This window comes from Bacillus sp. EB600 (assembly GCF_024494385.1).
In the GTDB taxonomy this organism is placed as follows: Bacteria; Bacillota; Bacilli; order Bacillales; family Cytobacillaceae; genus JAEVLT01.
On the sequence record NZ_JAEVLT010000008.1, the window covers coordinates 52877 to 71980 of the forward strand.

General features: G+C 42.0%; 15 protein-coding genes and 1 other annotated feature (1 of these 16 running past the window's edge). Of the genes, 1 reads left to right on the forward strand and 14 read right to left on the reverse strand.

What is annotated here, in order from left to right:
• The first annotated feature begins 121 nt into the window (after positions 1–121).
• Complete coding sequence (locus JN080_RS10765; RefSeq protein WP_256235992.1) at positions 122–1837, forward strand: Rqc2 family fibronectin-binding protein; 1716 nt, start codon at positions 122–124, stop codon at positions 1835–1837.
• Positions 1838–2019: 182 nt separating this feature from the next.
• Here JN080_RS10765 and pyrE read toward each other — a convergent pair whose 3' ends face one another.
• The 14 genes from pyrE to ileS form a co-directional block, all read right to left on the reverse strand.
• A complete protein-coding gene (gene pyrE, locus JN080_RS10770) occupies positions 2020–2667 on the reverse strand; it encodes an orotate phosphoribosyltransferase (protein WP_256235993.1) in 648 nt (215 codons plus the stop codon).
• The gene (pyrF, locus tag JN080_RS10775; RefSeq protein WP_256235995.1) at positions 2664–3380 is read right to left on the reverse strand and encodes an orotidine-5'-phosphate decarboxylase; all 717 of its coding nucleotides are present in this window, start codon (positions 3378–3380) and stop codon (positions 2664–2666) included. The genes pyrE and pyrF overlap by 4 nt, the downstream gene beginning before the upstream one ends.
• Positions 3380–4291 carry a dihydroorotate dehydrogenase gene (locus JN080_RS10780; protein WP_256235996.1) on the reverse strand — a complete coding sequence of 304 codons (912 nt, stop codon included), beginning with the start codon at positions 4289–4291 and terminating at the stop codon, positions 3380–3382. Before JN080_RS10780 ends, pyrF begins: the two co-directional genes overlap by 1 nt.
• Complete coding sequence (locus JN080_RS10785) at positions 4288–5067, reverse strand: dihydroorotate dehydrogenase electron transfer subunit (protein ID WP_256235997.1); 780 nt, start codon at positions 5065–5067, stop codon at positions 4288–4290. The genes JN080_RS10780 and JN080_RS10785 overlap by 4 nt, the downstream gene beginning before the upstream one ends.
• Positions 5064–8270, reverse strand: coding sequence for a carbamoyl-phosphate synthase large subunit (gene carB / locus JN080_RS10790; RefSeq protein ID WP_256235998.1), 3207 nt, complete (start codon positions 8268–8270; stop codon positions 5064–5066). The genes JN080_RS10785 and carB overlap by 4 nt, the downstream gene beginning before the upstream one ends.
• On the reverse strand, positions 8249–9355 hold the full coding sequence (locus JN080_RS10795) for a carbamoyl phosphate synthase small subunit (RefSeq protein ID WP_256235999.1): 1107 nt from the start codon (positions 9353–9355) through the stop codon (positions 8249–8251). The genes carB and JN080_RS10795 overlap by 22 nt, the downstream gene beginning before the upstream one ends.
• On the reverse strand, positions 9352–10638 hold the full coding sequence (locus tag JN080_RS10800) for a dihydroorotase (RefSeq protein WP_256236000.1): 1287 nt from the start codon (positions 10636–10638) through the stop codon (positions 9352–9354). The genes JN080_RS10795 and JN080_RS10800 overlap by 4 nt, the downstream gene beginning before the upstream one ends.
• Positions 10601–11542: an aspartate carbamoyltransferase catalytic subunit gene (locus JN080_RS10805; protein ID WP_256236001.1), complete on the reverse strand. Its 942-nt coding sequence runs from the start codon at positions 11540–11542 to the stop codon at positions 10601–10603. The genes JN080_RS10800 and JN080_RS10805 overlap by 38 nt, the downstream gene beginning before the upstream one ends.
• A gap of 162 nt (positions 11543–11704) precedes the next feature.
• On the reverse strand, positions 11705–13018 hold the full coding sequence (locus JN080_RS10810) for a solute carrier family 23 protein (protein WP_256236002.1): 1314 nt from the start codon (positions 13016–13018) through the stop codon (positions 11705–11707).
• 410 nt (positions 13019–13428) lie between these two features.
• Complete coding sequence (pyrR, locus tag JN080_RS10815; protein ID WP_256236003.1) at positions 13429–13971, reverse strand: bifunctional pyr operon transcriptional regulator/uracil phosphoribosyltransferase PyrR; 543 nt, start codon at positions 13969–13971, stop codon at positions 13429–13431.
• A gap of 188 nt (positions 13972–14159) precedes the next feature.
• Positions 14160–15065, reverse strand: a complete 906-nt coding sequence (locus JN080_RS10820) for an RluA family pseudouridine synthase (RefSeq protein ID WP_256236004.1) — start codon at positions 15063–15065, stop codon at positions 14160–14162.
• Positions 15037–15528 carry a signal peptidase II gene (gene lspA, locus JN080_RS10825; protein WP_256236005.1) on the reverse strand — a complete coding sequence of 164 codons (492 nt, stop codon included), beginning with the start codon at positions 15526–15528 and terminating at the stop codon, positions 15037–15039. The genes JN080_RS10820 and lspA overlap by 29 nt, the downstream gene beginning before the upstream one ends.
• Positions 15529–15602: 74 nt before the next feature.
• The gene (locus JN080_RS10830) at positions 15603–15890 is read right to left on the reverse strand and encodes a hypothetical protein (RefSeq protein WP_256236006.1); all 288 of its coding nucleotides are present in this window, start codon (positions 15888–15890) and stop codon (positions 15603–15605) included.
• A gap of 166 nt (positions 15891–16056) precedes the next feature.
• Positions 16057–18828 carry an isoleucine--tRNA ligase gene (gene ileS, locus JN080_RS10835; protein WP_256236007.1) on the reverse strand — a complete coding sequence of 924 codons (2772 nt, stop codon included), beginning with the start codon at positions 18826–18828 and terminating at the stop codon, positions 16057–16059.
• A gap of 73 nt (positions 18829–18901) precedes the next feature.
• Positions 18902–19104, reverse strand: a binding site (T-box leader) (it continues 37 nt past the right edge of the window).

Sequence of the window (19104 nt, forward strand, 5' to 3'; positions counted from 1 at the left end):
CCTTAAAAAAATCATCCAGAGTGTATCTCTCAAGAAAGCTTATTCAGCCTCGTCCCAAAAAATGCTATTATTGTATAAGTAGTTGAAGTGTTCAATAGAACTTAGAAGAGGATGTTTTTCAATGTCATTTGATGGGTTATTTACAAAGTCAATGGTTACTGAGCTTGAAAGCTTGTTAAAGGGGGGAAGGATTACTAAAGTCCATCAGCCCTATAAAAATGAAGTCATTTTAACGATTCGTTCTGGTGGAGTAAATCATAAGCTGCTTTTATCAGCACACCCAAGCTACGCAAGGGTGCAGTTGACAAATGAAGCCTATGAAAATCCAAGTGAGCCGCCGATGTTTTGCATGCTGTTACGAAAGCATCTGGAAGGCTATATTTTAGAAGATATCTATCAGGTTGAGGCCGACCGTATTATCATCTTAGAAGTTCGCGGACGCAATGAAATTGGCGACATCAGCCAAAAGCAGCTGATTGTTGAAATAATGGGAAGGCACAGCAATATTATTTTAGTTGATAAAAATCGGCAGCTTATTTTAGATAGTGTTAAGCATGTTTCTTTTGCTGTTAACACCGTTAGAGCAATTTTACCAGGTCAGCCTTATGTGGCCCCGCCTGAACAGCATAAACAAAACCCGTTTTCGGCGACCGAGGAGGATGTTTTAAAGGGATTGGACTTTAATAGTGGCAGGCTTGATAAGCAGCTGGTCGATCACTTTGCAGGGGTATCACCGCTATTCGCAAAAGAAGCAGTTTTTAAAAGCGGCCTTGCCAATCGAACAACCGTACCAAAAACATTCACCAGCTTAATCGATAAAATTAACCACCAAGCTATTTCGCCTTCCATTACCGAAACGGAGAATAAAGAAGCGTTTTATTTATTCCCGCTTGAACATTTAAGGGGCGAATCGAAAACGTTTAGCAGCTTAAGTGAAATGCTTGACCGCTATTATTTTGGCAAGGCGGAGCGCGACCGGGTAAAACAGTTTTCTCATGATTTAGCACGGTTCATTGTCAATGAAAAAGAAAAAAATGAAAAGAAAATTATTAAACTGGAAGATACATTAAAGGAAGCAGAGCAGGCTGATCAGCTTCAACGCTATGGGGAACTGTTAACAGCTAATCTATATGCAGCTAAAAAAGGAATGAAAGAAATCGAAGTCATTAATTATTATGATGAAAATGGCGCAACGGTCGTGATTCCACTGGACCCGCGTAAGTCTCCGTCTGAAAATGCGCAAAAATATTTTTCAAAATATCAAAAAGCCAAACATGCTCTTACGGTTGTGATTGAGCAAATTGACAAAGCCCGTGCTGAAGCAGATTACTTTGATACCTTGCTGCAACAGGTTCAGAGCGCTTCACCAAAGGATATCGCCGAAATTCGCGAAGAGCTAGTTGAAGGAGGATATATTCATGAACGACAAAAACGAAACGCGAAAAAAGCGCACAATGCAAAACCAGTGCTTGATCATTATCTAGCAGGCGATGGTACTGAAATCATTGTCGGCAAAAACAATAAACAAAATGATTATTTAACCAATAAGCTGGCGGCTCGAGACGAAATTTGGCTGCATACTAAGGATATACCTGGATCGCACGTCGTTATCCGCAGTAAAGAACCTGCAGACCAGACGATTCGCGAGGCTGCGATTCTTGCTGCCTATTTCAGCAAAGCACGCGATTCGAGCTCTGTTCCCGTTGATTATACAAAGGTACGTTATGTGAAAAAACCTAATGGTGCCAAGCCAGGGTTTGTCATCTATGAAAACCAGCAAACGATTTATGTGACGCCTGATGAAGAAACCGTGCTCAAGCTAAAAAAGAGTTTATGAAATAAAAAAGCTTGGATCAGATATGGAGTGATCCAAGCCTTTTTAAATTTTACCTCAGCAAAAAAACGATTCGATCCACTCTGGTTTGTTTTTCCCCTGAAGTGGAATGAATAGACTCCTTTTGTCTATGACGAAGGCAAAAACTCTTTCTATAACTTTAGAAAGAGTCTTCCCCCAATTTATTATGCCTTTTGGACTTCCCCGTGAGCTTTGCTCCATTCAGACGGATCTTTGCTCCAAGCGAGCAGACTTTCCTGATCATCCCTGCTAATATAGCCCTTATTAATTGCTGCTTCGACAAGCGTTGCAAAATTAGTAAGTGATTCAGTTTTGATTCCGGCCTGCTGAAGCAAGTCTTTTCCTTTCTCGAGTCCGTATGTAAAAATCGATACTGCACCAAGTACCTCGCATCCAGCTTCCCGTAAAGCTTGCACGGCAGTAATTACGCTGCCCCCAGTCGAGATTAAATCTTCAACAACGACTACTCCTTGGCCTTTTTCCGCTTTCCCCTCAATCTGGTTGCCTTTGCCGTGTTCTTTTGCCTTTGAACGTACATAACACATCGGTAAATCCATTAATTCACTTACCCATGCAGCATGAGGTATTCCCGCTGTGGCTGTTCCGGCAATTACTTCTGCTTCAGGAAAATGCTCAAGAATGAGCTTTTTCAAACCCGCAGCAATTTCTCTTCGCACAGCAGGATAGGATAACGTGAGGCGATTATCACAATAAATCGGGGAACGCATTCCTGATGTCCATGTGAAAGGATCATTTGGTTTTAAAGCAACCGCATTAATTTCTAAAAGTTTTTCTGCAATTAAATGTTTCATTGTTTATCCCCTTTCCATGCTTCGATCCATTGTTGATAAGCTTTTAACGGGTCCGCTGCTCTCGTGATGGAACGTCCGACAACAATTGCTGTTACCCCTGCATTCCTGGCAAATTCCGGTGTAGCCACCCGTTTTTGATCTTGAACCTGATCTGTTTCCATCCGAATTCCAGGGGTTACCGTATAGAAGGATCCTCCCAACCGTTTACGAATAGATACTGCCTCAAGTGCTGAACAAACAACTCCATCCAATCCAGAACTCATGGCAAGGGATGCATAATGAAGAACGGATTCTTTTAGAGCAACAGGAATCAGCTGCTCGTTGTTCATTTGTTCCTCAGAAGTGCTGGTTAGCTGCGTAACCGCTATGCACGCCGGACGCTTTCGACCTGCGCTTGTTCCAGCCTCAAGTCCCTCAATTGCGGCCTCCATCATTTCTGAACCGCCTGCAGCGTGAACGTTGACAAGATCGCATTCTAAGCCTGCTAATCCTCTCATTGCACTTTTCACGGTATTGGGAATATCATGAAGCTTTAAATCTAAAAAGATACGATGATTCGCTTCTTTTAATGAATTGACAATCGAGGGCCCTTCCTGATAAAACAATTCCATGCCTACTTTCAAGAACAGCTGTTGATTTCCAAACGGCTTTAAAAAGTCAGCAACTTCACGTCCATTTGCAAAATCAAGCGCAATAATCAACTCTTTATCCATTACTTCCAGCTCCTTCCCCGACACTCTGAAATATGTTCATAACCTAGCTTTTCAAGGAGTTCTGGCAAGTCCTCGATGATCGTTGGACAGACAAACGGATCAACAAAATTGGCCGTTCCCACTGCTACCGCACTTGCTCCGGCATAAAAGAATTCAACGACATCTTCAGCGGATTCAATTCCGCCCATCCCGATGATTGGCACATTGACAGCTTGGCTGACTTCATAAATCATCCGGATAGCTACTGGTTTAATTGCTGGACCTGACAGTCCGCCTGTCTTATTTGCTAAAATAGGCCTGCCGGTTTTCAAATTAAGCCTCATTCCAACAAGCGTGTTAATCATTGTCAGACCATCGGCACCGCCTGCTTCAACTGCTCTTGCCATTTCGACAATATCTGTTACATTGGGTGACAACTTCACATATACAGGAACCTCAGAGACTTGTTTTACTTTATAGGTTAACTGTTTGGCGATCTCAGGAACCGTTCCAAACGTTATTCCGCCTTTTTTTACATTCGGACAGGAAATATTTAACTCAAGCGCATGAACATTTGGTACCTTTGAAATTTCTCTGGCAACCTCGATATAATCATCTTCAGTTGTGCCTGCAACATTGGCAATAATCGGGACGTCATAGTGCGCAAGCCGTGGCAGCTCATCGGACATCACTTTCTCGAGCCCAGGATTCTGCAATCCAATTGCATTAAGCATTCCTGCAGAGGTTTCCGCAACGCGGGGAGTTTGGTTTCCAAATCTTGGCTCTACTGTTGTCGCCTTAATCATAATTGATCCTAAGACGCTTAAATCGTAAAATTGGCTGTATTCTTTGCCAAATCCGAAACAGCCTGATGCTGGCATAATCGGATTTTTTAAGCTTAATCCAGGTAATTCCACATTCAATCGACTCACAGTACTACCTCCCCTGCCCGAAATACCGGACCGTCACTGCACACTTTTCTATAGGAAGCACCCGTTGGGTCCGCCTGGGTCTTGCACACGCATGCAAAGCAGGCTCCGATCCCGCAGCCCATTCGCTCTTCTAATGATAAAAATACTTTCTTATCTGGGAACTTTGCTTCAAGCGCTTTTAGCATTGGCAGCGGTCCACAAGAATACAACACATCAAACTCTAGCCCCTGACCATCAATTACGTCGGTTACAAAGCCCTTAGTGCCATTTGTTCCATCAACGGTGGCAATGTAGGTTTCACCGTTTCCGGAAAACTCCTGTTCGTAAAAGACAACTGAGTCTGTTTGAAAACCAAGAACATGGACAACTTTTACTCCGTTTGCCTTTAACTGATTCGACAGTTCATACAGTGGCGGTACGCCGATGCCACCGCCGACAAGTAAAGCTGTTTCACCAAACTTGGCTTCCCCCACAGGAAATCCATTTCCTAATGGCCCAAGTATGTCAACCTCCATGCCAGCTTCCTTTTCAGAAAGCAAGGACGTTCCACGGCCGTCCTTGCGATAAATCATGGTGATTTCTTGAGTGTTTTTATTAAAAGATGAAATGCTGATCGGTCTTCTTAGCAATGGGTCATGACTGTTTGCTACCTTGAGATGGAGAAACTGTCCAGGCGCTTCGATATCAAGGGTTAATTCCCCTTTTACCGTAAGCTCATAAATATCCCTTGCAATTTCTTTTTGGCTGATCACTTTGCACAATTCTTTCCGTTTCATGCTAACACAGCCACCTTTTCCTCTGAAGTCATTGCTTCTGCTGAAAAGTTCATCGACTCAATTACCTTTAAAATCGCATCTGCAGTATCTAAAGAAGTTAAGCATGGGATTCCATTTTCAACTGCTTCACGGCGAATCCCAAAGCCATCCCTCTCAGGCTGTTTTCCTTTCGTCAGTGTATTGATAATAAACTGGACCTTACCTTGATGAATGACGTCAATTAAGGTTGGGCCTTCTGCCCCGATTTTTCCGACAACCCCAACTGGCAGACCGGCATTTTTTAAGAAAGCAGCTGTTCCATTTGTAGCCATAAGTCGATAGCCATTCGCTACAAATCTTTTCGCTAAGCCTAAGGCCTCTTGTTTATCCTTGTCTGCAATTGTAAATAGCACTGTGCCAAATTTTTGGATGTTGATGCCTGAGGCGACTAAACCTTTATATAGTGCCTTTTCAAGTGTGATATCCTTACCCATTACTTCACCGGTTGACTTCATTTCAGGTCCGAGCGTAATATCGACGCTTCTAAGCTTTGCAAATGAGAAGACTGGAACCTTAACGAACACGCCTGCTTTTTCAGGGTGAAGTCCAGATTGATAGCCTTGGGCTTTTAAGGAAACTCCTAAAATCACCTTAGTGGCGATTTTCGCCATTGGAACACTAGTTATTTTACTTAAAAATGGTACTGTCCGGCTGGAACGAGGGTTAACCTCAAGGACATAAACCTGACCGTCTGAGAGTACATATTGAATGTTGAGCAGACCAATAATATTTAATCCTTTAGCCATTCTCTGGGTGTAATCAACCAGCGTTTGTTTAACCTCTGCAGACAGTGTTTGTGACGGATAGACGGCAATCGAGTCACCAGAGTGAACACCAGCCCGTTCAATATGCTCCATAATTCCTGGAATCAGGACATCTGTCCCATCACAAATTGCATCTACTTCAATTTCTTTTCCAGTTAGATAACGGTCGATCAGAACTGGGTGCTCTGGATTTACTTTCACTGCATTTTCCATATAATGAAGCAATTCTTCCTCACGATAAACAATTTCCATCGCCCGTCCGCCTAGTACATAAGATGGACGAACAAGCACCGGATAGCCAATTTCTTTGCCTATTACGAGCGCTTCTTTGACAGAAAGTGCTGTTTTGCCGAGCGGCATTGGAATGTCCAGCTTTTTGAGGGCCTGCTCAAATTTATCCCGATCCTCAGCCCGATCTAAATCCTCTAGGCCTGTGCCTAAAATCTTCACCCCATTTGCCTGAAGCTTAGATGCGAGATTGATCGCTGTCTGTCCGCCAAATTGGACGACTACTCCAAGTGGCTTTTCAAGATCGATAATATGCAGCACATCTTCAATTGTCAACGGTTCAAAGTAAAGCTTATCTGAAATACTGAAGTCGGTTGAAACCGTTTCAGGATTGCTGTTAATAATAATCGCTTCATAGCCTGCTTCTTTAATTGCTTTTACAGAATGCACGGTTGCATAATCAAATTCGATTCCCTGACCAATCCGGATTGGACCTGAGCCCAATACGATTACACTTTCTCTATCAGTCACAATCGATTCATTCTCTTCTTCGTATGTTCCATAATAATATGGTGTTTCCGATTCAAACTCTGAGGCACACGTATCAACCATTTTATAAACAGGGATAATTCCATTCTCTTTTCGATAATCGTAAATTGCCTGCTCAGTTGAATCCCATAGCACTGCTATTTTTTTATCTGAAAACCCTCTTTGCTTTGCTTCCTTGAGAATATCGTTGTTAAATCGATTCGCTGACAGTGTTGTTTCGAGCTTACTAATGCCTTCCATTTTCTTTAGGAAGAATAAATCAATCTTGCTCCATTGGTGAATGGTATCTATCGTTACTCCGCGTTTTAGCGCTTCTGCAATGTAAAATAAGCGTTCATCGCCAGCCTTACGGATTCGTTTTTCCAATAGTTCATCATCTATTTCAGCAGCCCCGTTTAATTCGAAATGGTAGACACCCGCTTCGAGGGAGCGAATTGCTTTTAAGAGAGATTCTTCAAAGGTACGGCCGATAGCCATAACTTCTCCGGTTGCTTTCATTTGCGTTCCGAGTGAGCGGTTCCCCAATTCAAATTTGTCAAAAGGCCATCGTGGAATTTTCGTAACAATATAGTCAAGGGCCGGTTCAAAGCTTGCGTATGTTTTACCTGTCACTGGGTTCAGCATTTCATCTAAGGTCAACCCAACTGCAATTTTAGCTGCCAGCTTGGCGATTGGATAGCCGGTTGCTTTTGAGGCAAGAGCAGATGAGCGGCTGACCCTAGGATTTACTTCAATGATAAAGTACTTAAAGCTATAAGGGTCAAGAGCGAGTTGAACGTTACAGCCGCCTTCGATTCCAAGGGCGCGAATAATTTTAAGTGAGACATTCCTTAACAACTGGTATTCGCGGTCGCTGAGCGTTTGACTTGGAGCGACAACAATTGAATCGCCGGTATGAACGCCAACTGGATCAATGTTTTCCATGTTACAGACAACAATTGCATTGTCATTGGAATCGCGCATTACTTCATATTCAATTTCTTTATATCCGGCAATACTTTTTTCCAATAAACATTGATTTACAGGACTATGTTTCAAGCCGCTTGTCACAATTTCCGCTAGTTCTTCTTGATTGTGACAAATTCCCCCGCCTGTGCCGCCAAGTGTATAGGCTGGACGGACAATGACTGGAAAGCCTATTTTTTCAACAAAGCTTTTTGCTTCAGCTAGTTCATGTATAATTTCACTATCTGGAACTGGTTCATTTAGTTCATTCATTAAAGTACGGAATAATTCACGATCCTCCGCTTTCTCAATCGCAGAAAGCTTTGTACCAAGAATCTCAACGCCACACTCTTCAAGTACCCCTGACTTAGCTAATTCAACTGTAAGATTAAGGCCTGTCTGTCCACCAAGAGTCCCCAGCAATGCATCTGGACGCTCCTTGCGAATAATCCTGCTAACAAATTCAAGCGTTAATGGTTCAATATAAACCGTATCTGCCATTTCTGTATCGGTCATGATCGTAGCCGGATTGGAGTTTATAAGAATGACTCGATAGCCTTCTTCTCTTAATGCGATACATGCTTGCGTGCCTGCATAGTCAAATTCGGCAGCCTGCCCGATTACAATTGGTCCCGATCCGATAACGAGAATGGATTTTATATCTGTACGTTTTGGCATGCTGCAACAACCTCCTGTTTCTCTGTTTCCATCATTTGAATAAACTGGTCAAACAAATAGTTTGCATCTTCAGGTCCTGGCGATGCTTCTGGATGATACTGAACGGTAAATGCAGGATAATCCTTATGTTTCAAACCTTCGATTGTTCCATCATTTAACGCAATATGGGAAACTTCAAGCCTTGTATTTTGAATTGAGTCCATATCAACCGTAAATCCATGGTTTTGCGAAGTGATCGATATTTTACCTGTCGCTAAATCCTTAACCGGATGGTTTGAACCGCGATGGCCAAATTTCATTTTTTTCGTATCTCCCCCACAGGCAAGTGCAAATAATTGATGGCCAAGACATATTCCAAAAAACGGTATTTTCCCTAAAACCCCTTTGATCACTTCAACTGCTTCAGGTACATCCTTTGGATCTCCAGGGCCATTTGATAACATAATCCCGTCTGGACGAAGAAGCAGGATTTCTTCTGCTGTTGTATTGTATGGTACAACAATTACATCACAGTCACGTTGGTTTAATTCCCTTAGGATCCCATGCTTCATCCCAAAGTCAACAAGCACAACTCTCTTGCCGCGGCCTGGGCTCGGGTATGGATTTTTCGTTGAAACTTGGTAAACGTGATCTGTTGGAAAGGTGGCTTTTCTTAAATCTTCCAGTACTTTTTGGGCATCTGCTTCAATGCTGCAAATGACTCCTGCTAACGTCCCGTGCTGGCGGATAATTCTTGTTAATTTCCGTGTATCAATTCCAGCGATGCCGGAAATTTTTTTCATTCGGAAATATTCATCCAGTGTAAAATCACTCCGCCAGTTTGACGGGAACTCAGCTGCTTCCTTTACGATAAAACCGCGGACAGCAGGGGTGATCGATTCAAAGTCATCCCGGTTAATTCCGTAATTTCCTATAAGCGGATAGGTTAACGTAACAATTTGACCGCAATAAGATGGGTCAGAAAGAATTTCCTGATAACCTGTCATCCCTGTATTAAAAACGACTTCTCCAACTGTATCTGTTTCACTGCCAAAACCTTCCCCGATAAAAATGGTACCGTCTGCTAAAATTAACTGTTTTTTCATACTATAACACATCCTTTTTCCCAAACAACTTTTCCTTCTGCAATTGTCATAACCGGCCAGCCTTTGCATTTCCAGCCGTTAAACGGTGTATTTTTCCCTTTTGATAAAAATTCCTTTGAATCAATGACTTGTTCCTCATTTAAATCTAAAAGTACAAGGTCTGCTGGTGCATCTATTTTGATGTTTCCGAATGGTAAGCCAAATGCGTCGGCCGGCTTTTTAGTTAAATAGGAAATTAATTGCTCAAGCTCCATTTTATTTTCTAACACAAAGTTCGTATACAGAAGTGGAAACGCGGTCTCTAAGCCAACAATTCCGAATGGTGCTAATTGCATACCCTCACTTTTTTCTTCTGCTGTGTGCGGGGCATGATCCGTTGCGATAAAATCAATTGTGCCATCCATTAGTCCTTCAATCAGGGCAGCCCGGTCGTCCGCCGCACGTAGCGGCGGATTCATTTTATAATTCCCATCCAGACCGGGAATATCATCTTCGCTTAATAACAAATGGTGTGGAGTTACTTCGCAGGTGACATTAATTCCCGCCCGCTTTGCATCCCTTACCACCCGGACAGATTCCTTTGTGCTGATATGACAAACATGATAATGGCAGCCCGCTGCTTCTGCCAGCAGGACATCTCTGGCAATTTGCACGGATTCACAGACAGATGGGATTCCATTTAAGTCATGTTCTCTTGAAAAGGTCCCTTCATGAACCGATCCTTTGTTAATGAGTGAATTTTCCTCACAATGGGCTACAATGGCCATCCCTGATTCAGCTGCTTTTTTCATGGCTTCAAGCATCATTCCAGCCGATTGAACACCTACACCATCATCCGATAATGCGAATGCCCCGGCCTCTTTTAATGCAGTAAAATCAGTTAATTCCTGCCCTAACTCCCTTACTGTTATTGAACCATATGGTAACACACGGACGTTGGCAGTTTCCTTAATTCTTGCCTGCAGCCACTCCATTTGTTGTTTTGAATCTGGAACAGGTCTTGTATTAGGCATTGCAGCCACTGTTGTAAAGCCCCCATGTGCAGCTGCCATCGTTCCAGTTGCGATTGTTTCTTTTTTTTCACCACCTGGTTCACGAAGGTGGATATGGAGATCAATAAACCCTGGAGATACGAACAAGTCCTTTCCATCAATTGTTCGTTCTGCTTTTTGGGTAAGCATTGTACCAATTTGCTTGATGACGCCATCTTCGATAAAAATATCCCCTTGCTGCACCTGGCCGCTTTTAGCTATGTAACGCGTATTTTGAATAAGTACATTCATTCTTTATGCCCCCTTGTTGTATGCTTTCCAGCGATCTTTTTAAAGCCGCCATTCTGACAAAAACGCCGTTTTGCATCTGCTTGAAGATTCTTGACCGTTCGCATTCAACGAGACTGTCAGCAATTTCAACATCACGATTAACGGGCGCCGGATGCATGATAATACTTCCTGATTTCATCCGTTTTTCCCTTTCTACTGTTAACCCAAATTGCTGATGGTAATCACTGAGTGACAGGTTTTCCTTTTCGTGATGGCGTTCATGCTGAATTCTTAGGAGCATAACAACATCAGAGCTGACAATAGCCTTATCTACAGATTCGTATTGGCAATTTCCAATTATTTCTTTGTCAAACCATTGCTCTGGACCAGAAAAGACAACCTCGGCTCCAAGCCTTGTTAACACGTTCGCATCCGAACGGGCAACCCGGCTATGACGGATATCTCCGATGATAGCTACCTTTAATCCAGCAAACCTGCCAAATTCCTGATTGATCGTTAAGAGATCAAGCAGTGATTGCGTAGGGTGATGGCCACAACCATCCCCTGCATTAACGATGGGAATGCCAATTTTACCTGTCAATTCCTCAAAATAGCGGTCTTGCTCGTGGCGGATCACCACCGTATTCACTCCGATAGACTCCAAGGCTTTAACTGTATCGTAAAGAGTTTCCCCCTTTTGTACACTAGAGGTTTTCACTTCAAATGGAATCACATTAAGGCCAAGCTTTCTCTCCGCCATTTCAAAGCTGCTTTTCGTTCTTGTACTTGATTCAAAGAAAAGGTTAGCAGCAAACATCTGGCGGTTTGGTCGCCATTCCATTCCATTGGCAAAGGCTTGGGCTTCTGAAAGAATTTCTAACACCTCTTTAACTTCCAATTCCGTTGTTGTTAGTAAATGCTTCATCCTTAATCCCTCCATATGTTTTTTTAAAAGCACCCAAAATCAAAGGATCTGGGTGCTTTAGTTCTTGTGTTTAGGTGTTATTTTTAACATACTCCGCCCACAATTTTCCTATTGATATTGCACCCTTATCTGTCTCTCATGGACCTATTTAAAAGGTTAGATTTATGCTAATTTTTTATCCGTTTCTACTTTCGTGTCTGCTTCAAACATATTGTCAGAAGCGGTTGCTTTTCCAGGCAAGACAAGATTTAAGATAATCCCAACAATTGCTGCTAGAGCCATTCCCTGAATTTGGAACGAGTCTGATACTTTAATGAAAGCACCGCCGATCCCAATGACTAAGATCACCGAAGAAATAGCAAGATTGCGGTTGTTTCCAAAATCAATCTTACTGTCAACAAGCATCCTTAGACCCGACGAAGCGATTATTCCAAATAAGAGGATGGATACTCCTCCCATAACAGGTGTAGGAATGGAATGGATTAATGCAGTTATTTTTCCAATAAATCCGAAGATAATCGCAGCAACTGCTGCCCCGGCGATAACATATACGCTATAGACACGTGTGATTGCTAATACACCGATATTTTCTCCATAGGTAGTTTTGGGCGGGCCTCCGATTAAGGCCGAAATGATTGTGGCTGTTCCATCACCTAATATCGACCGATGTAAGCCCGGATCTTTAATATAGTTACGGCCAATTACCTTGCTTAATACAAGTTGGTGACCGATGTGCTCTGACAGAGTTACAACCGCAACAGGTACAATTAAGAGGATAATATCCCAAGAAAACTTGACGTTATAATTGACGAAAGGAAAGAGAAATTCTGGCATTTCAAACCATTGTGCTTCCATTACAGGTTTAAAATCAACAATTCCGATGAGCACCGAGTATATATAGCCGACTATTATACCAGCTAGAATAGGGATAATACTGAGCATCCCTTTAAAACACACCGAAAAAATAATGGTTGCGATTAGTGTAATAAGTGCTGCTGAGAAGTAAAGCAGACTATATTTTCCGGCAGGATTATTCATTGCCATCCCGACTGCTGTTCCTGATAAGGCCAAACCGATAACAATTATAACTGGCCCAACTACGATTGGGGGAAGCAATTTCATTAACCATTCGTACCCAGCCTTTTTAATAATCAATGAGACAATGAAATAGACGATTCCAACAATAAAGGTTCCGATCATCGCCTTTCCCGGTCCACCCTGTGCTTTTAAAGCAATAATTGGGGCGATGTAGGCAAATGATGATCCAAGATAAGCAGGAACTTTCCATTTTGTCAGCAAAAGAAAAGCTAAAGTTCCCAGTCCGCTTGATATAAGGGCGATGGCTGGACTAAGTCCGACGAGATATGGTACAAGAATGGTTGCGCCAAACATGGCGAATAAGTGCTGAATGCTTAATGTCACCCATTGCCCGGGTTTTGGAATATCTTTAACATCAAGTGTAGGTTTAGTAGTCATTGCTTTCTCCTCCTAAAATGTTCCCAAAAGCTGTTTTTATTAAGCCAGCTTCGACGCACAGGACGTGCTATGTTGCTGCCCGGAAGGCAGCGCTTTTAGCCGGCCAGCACCCAGCGGCTAGTGTACTTCGCTAAGCGGGCCTTCCGCTTTTTTATTTTAGATTAACCTTTTTTCATCAAAAAACCCCTTTGTCCGATGATATACAAAGAGGTAGAATCAGCCAAAATGCTGTAGCTTAAGGCACATCCCCTTTGTCAGCCTCACAGGACTGCCATTAAAAAGGGCTATTTATTATAGTTTGTTTCGACGCACAGGAAGTGCTAGTGCCAACGTTGCCGCCAGGACGGCGATGCTTTTAGTTGGCCAGCGCCCAGCGACTAGTGAACTTCGCTAAACGGACGCTTCCGCTTTTATTTGTCATGTATGCTTACTTGATCTATTTTATCTAGTTCAACTAACTCGACAACAATTTTTTCTGAGCTTGATGTCGGTATGTTTTTTCCAACATAATCCGCTCGGATTGGCAGTTCGCGATGCCCGCGGTCGACTAACACAGCAAGCTGTATCGATGAAGGCCGTCCAAGGTCCATGAGTGCATCCATCCCGGCTCTGACCGTTCTGCCTGTATACAAAACATCGTCAACAAGGACAATGATTTTATCTGTTATGTCTATTGGTATATCGGATCCTTTTACTAAAGGTTCCTGATCTACCGTCTTCTTGGTTAAATCATCCCGATAAAGAGTAATATCCAGCTCCCCCACTGTAACAGGACGGCCTTCAATCTCTTCTATCCTTTCGGCAAGACGTCTGGCTAAATAGATCCCACGCGTGCGGATCCCAACAAGAACGCATTCTTCAATCCCTTTATTTTTCTCAATAATTTGATGAGAAATTCGCGTCAATGCTCTGCGAATCGCCTGCTCGTCAAGTACAAGTGCTTTTTCCGTCATATGTACACCTGCTCCTTTTCAAAAAAAAACCTCTCACCATTCCGTTCGGTGAGAGGTACACATGTTTTAAGTAAATAGAGACATTATTTTCTCTATTCAAAACCGTTTCCTTCTCAGCCTCACGGGACTGATTTAAAGGCATATTTAACTATAGTTAGTTTACTGTACATTGTTCGAGGTGTCAATGGTTATTTTCGCAACTGATCAAGCAAATGCTCAAAGTCGGCTGGGAGTGGTGCCTCAAATTCCATATACTCGCCGCTCCTTGGATGAGTAAACCCGAGCACTCCGGCATGCAATGCTTGTCCATTAATATCAAGCGTTTTTCTCGGTCCGTATTTTGGGTCCCCCGCAAGAGGATAGCCAATGTATTTCATATGAACACGAATTTGGTGGGTTCGGCCTGTTTCTAATTGACATTCAACAAAAGTAAACGCATTAAACCGTTCCAGCACATGGAAATGAGTGACTGCATGTTTTCCTTCATCCACTACAGTCATACTCTGGCGATCTTTTGGATCCCGTCCCAGCGGTGCATCAATTGTTCCAAAATCATGGGGAATAAGACCATGAGCAATCGCCTTGTATTTTCTCGTCACTGTTTTTGCAACAAGCTGATTAACAAGACTTTCATGTGCCATATCGTTTTTGGCAACCATTAACAACCCAGAGGTATCTTTATCGATTCGATGAACTATTCCTGGTCTCAGTACCCCATTAATACCAGATAGGTCCTTGCAATGAGCCATTAAACCGTTGACAAGTGTACCAGTCAAATGCCCCGGTGCAGGGTGAACAACCATCCCACGCGGCTTATTTACAACCAAGACATCTTTATCTTCAAAATAAATATCTAAATTCATTTCTTCCGGAAGAACGTCAAGCACTTCAGGGTCAGGAATGACGATTTCGATTTTATCATTGAATGCACATTTATAATTCGTTTTAACAGGCTTTCCATTAACAAGCACATGCTCGTCTTTAATCCATTGCTGCACTTGTGTCCGTGACCATTCTGAATTAAAAGTGGATACAGCTTTATCTATTCTGTCTCCTTTTTGTTCTTCAAGAATGATGTGTTCCATTTTCTCCATAAGATTTCTCCTTTGTTTCTCTCTCATCTCGCAGCATCACAATCATTAATAGTACTACACCAATGCAAAGAGCTGAATCTGCAATATTAAAAACAGGAAAATTATAACCAAATATAAAAGTATGAATAAAGTCGACGACTTCCTTGCGGACAACGCGGTCGATGAAGTTACCAATTGCACCGCCTAGCATGAATCCGAGAGAAACACCAAGCAGCCATTTACCCCTTGCTGCCTTTTGCATATAAAAAATAATCGCAAAAATAACAATAAGCGTAATTACATAAAAAAGCCACATTTGTCCTTGCAAAATACCCCAAGCCGCTCCACTGTTACGATGCGAGGTAATATAAAGAAAATTATTAATGATCGTTATACTATCGCCAAACTCCATTCTGCTTACAATGAGCCACTTTGTAATTTGATCTAATAAAATAATCAAAATTGCAATAAGGTAATAAAACACTAAGAAAACCTCCACATCTACGCGTTACTTCCTTAGCATTTTAGCATACTCTTGATGATAACGACAATCTTACACTAAAAATGAAGTGGTTTTCGGTAATAGTTTTCCAAATTGCTCAAATCATTTATTGACTTTAAGGTTGGTAATGATTTTAACAGTTCTCCTGGAATTAATTCTCCCGATATTTCACATAATCCAAAATTTCCATTCTTTACTTTTTCAATTGCTGAACGAATATCAGCAAGTTCTTCCTCAAAAATTAATGTTAATTGTTGGTCATGATTTTTCTTTTCCAGTGAATGTAAAACTTCTTTTTCTGATTGACGGAGTTCTTCATACAGCATTTCGTGCATTGCATCCATGTTGTTACCTCCGTATGATTATTTTATTTTATTATCTCCGATCAGTACCAACAGACACCGATAAACATTTGACAGTCACAACAACAATTAGTCAAGAAGGGTTTTTTTACAAAAAAAAGAGGATGACTTTGATAAGAAAGTCATCCTCTTTGGTGCAATGAATTTTCTATGCTAAATGGGAGTAGTTTTCTTTTACTACCTCCGCACAGCGATGGCATAGTGTTGGGTACTCTTTGACTTTACCAACCTCAGGGGTTACGGTCCAGCATCTCTCACAAGTTTCGCCTTCTGCTTTCGTAATCACGATTGCTGCTGTTTCTAGTTTCAAGGCATTCTCCGGTGCATCTTCATAGGTACCGGCAACCTCAAAGTCGGAAACGATAAATAACTGCTTCACGCTTTCTTGAATCGTATCAAGAAGCTTACCAGTTTTTTCGCTTACATATAATGTCACTTTGGCATTTAACGATTTTCCAATCACTTTTTGATTTCTTGCCTCTTCAAGCGCTTTTAATACATCATCACGAAGCCTTAAAAATGCACTCCATTTTTCCTCAAGTTCTGGAGCATTTTTAAATTCCTGATACTCAGGCATATCAGTTAATTGGACACTTTCCTCTTGAACGGAAGGAATAAATTTCCAGACCTCATCTGCTGTATGGGCAAGAATTGGGGCAGTCAATTTGGTCAAAGTCAATAATGATTCAAATAAAACAGTTTGGATTGAGCGGCGTTCATGATTGTCTTTTGCCTCAATATAAAGGACATCTTTTGCAAAATCCAAATAAAAAGCACTTAAATCGAGCGTGCAGAAATTATTTACTTCATGATAAATAACAGCATACTCGTAATTTTCATAAGCATTTCGGACATTTTTAATTAATTTATTTAATTTAACAAGCATGAATTGATCAACTTCACGTAAGTCATCATATCCGACAGCATCCTTCTCTGGAGAAAAGTCCGCTAGGTTTCCAAGCAGGAACCGGTAAGTATTACGGATCTTCCGGTAAACCTCAGCAACCTGTTTAAGAATCGCATCAGAAACGCGCACATCTGCCTGATAATCAACCGAAGCAACCCACAGGCGTAAAATATCAGCACCGAGTTGATTCATTACTTTAGCCGGTACAACAACGTTACCAAGTGATTTACTCATTTTCCTGCCTTCTCCGTCAAGAGCAAAGCCATGACTTAACACGCCTTTATATGGTGCTTTCCCTGTTACGGCAACCCCAGTCGATAAAGAAGAATTAAACCATCCGCGATATTGGTCTGATCCTTCAAGATACAGGTCAGCAGGCCGCTGTAAGTCTTCTCTTTCTTCTAAAACTGCTTGATGGGAAGAACCTGAGTCAAACCAAACATCCATAATATCAGTTTCTTTCGTAAAGATCCCATTTGGACTGCTTGGATGTGTAAATCCTGCTGGCAGTAGATCTTTTGCCTCCCGTTGGAACCAAATGTTGGAGCCATGTTCACGGAACAAATCAGAAACATGATTAATGGTTTCATCGTTTATAATGGCTTCACCATTTTCACCATAAAAGACTGGAATTGGTACGCCCCATGCTCTTTGACGGGAAATACACCAATCTCCTCTGTCGCGAACCATATTAAATAGCCGGGTTTCTCCCCACGCTGGTACCCACTTTGTTTCCTTCACCGCGATAAGCAGTTCATCACGGAAGTCTTTAATCGATGCAAACCACTGTGATGTTGCTCTAAAAATAACAGGCTTTTTCGTTCTCCAGTCATGTGGATAGGAGTGCGTAAAGAAGGAAAGCTTTAAAAGCGCACCTGCACTCTCCAATGCCTCGGTAATTGGTTTATTGGCTTTATCGTAGAATAAACCTTCAAAACCCGGGGCTTCCTCGGTCATACAGCCTTTATCGTCAACTGGGCAGAGGACATCTAATCCGTATTTCTGGCCAACATAAAAGTCATCTTCCCCATGTCCTGGGGCAGTGTGAACACAGCCTGTTCCGGCATCAGTTGTTACATGCTCGCCAAGCATAACAAGCGAATCACGGCCATATAATGGATGTTCAGCAATAATCTTATCAAGGTTTGATCCTTTTACCTTTTGGACAACCTCTGGATTTTCCCAGCCAATTTCATTGGTCACAGATTCCAATAACTCTTCCGCTACTAAGTACTTATGACCATTTACCTTCACAACCACATAAGTAAAGTCTGGGTGGACAGAAATCCCAAGGTTTGCAGGAATTGTCCATGGTGTTGTTGTCCAAATAACAATCTCTGTATCCGTATCAAGCTCACCTTTGCCATCTTTCACCTTAAATGCAACGTAAATAGACGCAGAACGTATATCTTTATATTCAATTTCGGCTTCAGCAAGTGCAGATTCACTTGAAGGCGACCAATAAACCGGCTTTTTGCCTTTGTAAATATAACCTTTCTTGGCCATTTCCCCGAAGACTTTAATTTGTTGTGCCTCATAGGCTGGTTTTAACGTAATATATGGATTTTCCCAATCACCGCGTACACCAAGGCGTTTAAATTGTGTCCGCTGGTTCTCAACTTGCTTAAGAGCATATTCTTCGCAAAGCTTTCGGAACTCAGCAACGGGCATTTCCTTCCGCTTCACACCCTTATTCGTTAAAGCCTGCTCAATTGGAAGACCGTGTGTATCCCATCCTGGTACATATGGAGCATGATATCCAGTCATTGATTTAAAGCGAACGATAAAGTCTTTTAAAATTTTATTTAAGGCATGCCCCATATGAATATCGCCATTCGCATATGGAGGACCATCATGAAGAACAAACATTGGGCGGCCTTTTGTCCGCTCTTGCACTTTTTGATAAATATTCATTTCTTCCCATTTTGCCTGAATATCCGGTTCTCTTTGCGGAAGGTTTCCGCGCATTGGAAAATCAGTTTTCGGCATTAATAACGTATCTTTATACTCCATTTTTTCTTCCTCCTGTATGTCACTACTTACTAGAATAGACGGAAAAGCAAATAAAAAAACCTTCTCATCCCAAAATAGGGACGAGAAGGTTTGTTCCCGCGGTACCACCCTGATAGACGGCAAGCATAAGTTTACCATCCTCTTAAGACCATTCGTAACGTGAACAACTCGCCAAAGCTTACTCTCTTAACTGGTTTCAGCTTGGAACTCCAGGGTGATCTTCCAATTTTCTAACTTTTTTCGGGCTCACACCATTCCCGATTCGCTGCCAAAAAG

Coding starts and splice junctions, on each gene's coding strand:
- JN080_RS10765 (WP_256235992.1), top strand. CDS start 122: ATGTCATTTGATGGGTTATTTACAAAGTCAATGGTTACTGAGCTTGAA.
- pyrE (WP_256235993.1), bottom strand. CDS start 2,667: ATGAAACATTTAATTGCAGAAAAACTTTTAGAAATTAATGCGGTTGCT.
- pyrF (WP_256235995.1), bottom strand. CDS start 3,380: ATGGATAAAGAGTTGATTATTGCGCTTGATTTTGCAAATGGACGTGAA.
- JN080_RS10785 (WP_256235997.1), bottom strand. CDS start 5,067: ATGAAACGGAAAGAATTGTGCAAAGTGATCAGCCAAAAAGAAATTGCA.
- carB (WP_256235998.1), bottom strand. CDS start 8,270: ATGCCAAAACGTACAGATATAAAATCCATTCTCGTTATCGGATCGGGA.
- JN080_RS10795 (WP_256235999.1), bottom strand. CDS start 9,355: ATGAAAAAACAGTTAATTTTAGCAGACGGTACCATTTTTATCGGGGAA.
- JN080_RS10800 (WP_256236000.1), bottom strand. CDS start 10,638: ATGAATGTACTTATTCAAAATACGCGTTACATAGCTAAAAGCGGCCAG.
- JN080_RS10805 (WP_256236001.1), bottom strand. CDS start 11,542: ATGAAGCATTTACTAACAACAACGGAATTGGAAGTTAAAGAGGTGTTA.
- JN080_RS10810 (WP_256236002.1), bottom strand. CDS start 13,018: ATGACTACTAAACCTACACTTGATGTTAAAGATATTCCAAAACCCGGG.
- pyrR (WP_256236003.1), bottom strand. CDS start 13,971: ATGACGGAAAAAGCACTTGTACTTGACGAGCAGGCGATTCGCAGAGCA.
- JN080_RS10820 (WP_256236004.1), bottom strand. CDS start 15,065: ATGGAGAAAATGGAACACATCATTCTTGAAGAACAAAAAGGAGACAGA.
- JN080_RS10830 (WP_256236006.1), bottom strand. CDS start 15,890: ATGGATGCAATGCACGAAATGCTGTATGAAGAACTCCGTCAATCAGAA.
- ileS (WP_256236007.1), bottom strand. CDS start 18,828: ATGGAGTATAAAGATACGTTATTAATGCCGAAAACTGATTTTCCAATG.